This window comes from Sutterella sp. (assembly GCF_052272535.1).
Classification (GTDB): Bacteria; Pseudomonadota; Gammaproteobacteria; order Burkholderiales; family Burkholderiaceae_F; genus Sutterella.
This window is the reverse complement of record NZ_DAVZJY010000350.1, coordinates 1-1,606: the sequence shown is the minus strand read 5'-3', so window position 1 is coordinate 1,606 and position 1,606 is coordinate 1. Positions and strand designations below refer to the sequence as shown.

Here is a 1,606-nt window from a genome sequence, read left to right as displayed (position 1 = left end):
GTGGGCGTCAAGTTCGCGAAGATCGGCCGCAAGCCCTGGCCGCTTCTCTGGCGCATGCACAACGTCCAGGGCGACGGCATCACGGGCGGTGCGCGGCTCATCGCCTATCTGCTCGACGCCTGCGCGAAGCGCTCGATTCCGATTCACTACAACACCAAGGCGATGGAGCTCCTCACCGACGAGACCTTCCGCGTCTCGGGCGTGAAGGCCGTGAACGACGACGGTTGGGTTGAGTACCATGCGCGCGACGGCGTGGTCGTCGCCACGGGCGGGTTCTCGGCCAACCGCGAAATGCTCTGCCGCTACATGGGCGGCCCGCTCTCGCGCCTCGTGCTGCGCGGCTCGCCCTCGGTGACGGGCGAAAACGTGACGCTCGCCGGGGCGCTCGGCGCCAAGCTCGTGCACATGGACCAGTTCCACTGCGGCCCGATCGTGGAGGAGACGCACGCCAACCCGAACTTCGTGATCGACGCGGGGCAGGGCATCGACGTCGACGTGCGCGGGCACCGCTTCATGGACGAGGTCTACACGTACACGCAGAAGTCGCTCGCGACGGTCGAGCGCACGCCCGAGAACCTCGCCTACCACGTGATCGACAGCCACTGGCCCAAGGCCGCGGGCGCGGCGAAGAAGTTCCTCGCCATGCACACGAAGGTGCTCGTCGCCGACACGCCCGAGGAGCTCGCCCGGAAGATGGGCATCGAGCCCAAGGTGCTCCTCGACCTCTTCAAGACCTACAACGACGCGCTGAAGGCCGGAAAGCTCCGCGAGCTCAATCCTCCCTGCTCGCTCGAGTCGCCCCAGCCCCTCGACCAGGGGCCCTTCTACGCCTTCCCCTTCCAGGGCGGCATCACGGCCACCTTCGGCGGCCCGAAGATCAACGCCCGCGCGCAGATCGTCTCGAACGAGGACCGGCCCATCCGCGGCCTCTACGCCTGCGGCAACGCGGCGGGCGGCCTCTTCTACGGCAACTACATCGGCGGGAGCCAGTTGGGCGGAGCGCTCGTCTTCGGACGCATCGCCGCCCGCGAACTCGCGCGCCAGCACAAGCGCGGCTGATGAACCCCGGATGAAAAGGACCCTGAAAATGAAGAACATCAAGAACATTCTCTTCGGCGCCGCGGCGCTCGCGCTCGCCTGCGCCTGCGCGCTCCCCGCCAGCGCCGCCCCGACGAACCCCGCTGCGGGCACCACGGCCGAACGGCACGTTGCCAAGAAGTTCGACTGCGCCGTCTGCCACAAGTCGGGCGACTTCGCCAAGCCCGTGAGGAAGGACGCGTGCCTCGCCTGCCACGGCTCGTACGCGAAGCTCGCCGAGCGCACGGCCAAGGACCATCCGAATCCGCACATCTCGCACTACGGCGAGCGCGACTGCGCGACCTGCCACAAGGGCCACCAGAAGAGCACGCTCACCTGCAACGAGTGCCACAAGTTCGAGCTGAAGACGCCCTGAGGACGCCGGCAGCTTCATCCCCGCCGCCGCATTCTCTCCGTCCCGGAAGAGAATGCGGCAATGCGCTGATCGAAAAGGACTTCCGCACGCCGGTGCGATCCGCTCAAAGTGACTGCTCCCCGCCCAATTCCGTTAGGAATTGGGCGAGGCTTC

General features: G+C 67.2%; 2 protein-coding genes. Both read left to right on the top strand.

Going from position 1 to position 1,606, the window contains the following annotated elements:
* A partial coding sequence (locus ACT6Y9_RS10890; RefSeq protein WP_443744545.1) for an FAD-dependent oxidoreductase occupies nt 1-1,059 on the top strand: 1,059 nt, incomplete at its 5' end.
* A gap of 28 nt (nt 1,060-1,087) precedes the next feature.
* Nucleotides 1,088-1,453: a cytochrome c3 family protein gene (locus ACT6Y9_RS10885; protein WP_295478973.1), complete on the top strand. Its 366-nt coding sequence runs from the start codon at nt 1,088-1,090 to the stop codon at nt 1,451-1,453.
* The last annotated feature ends 153 nt before the right edge of the window (nt 1,454-1,606 follow it).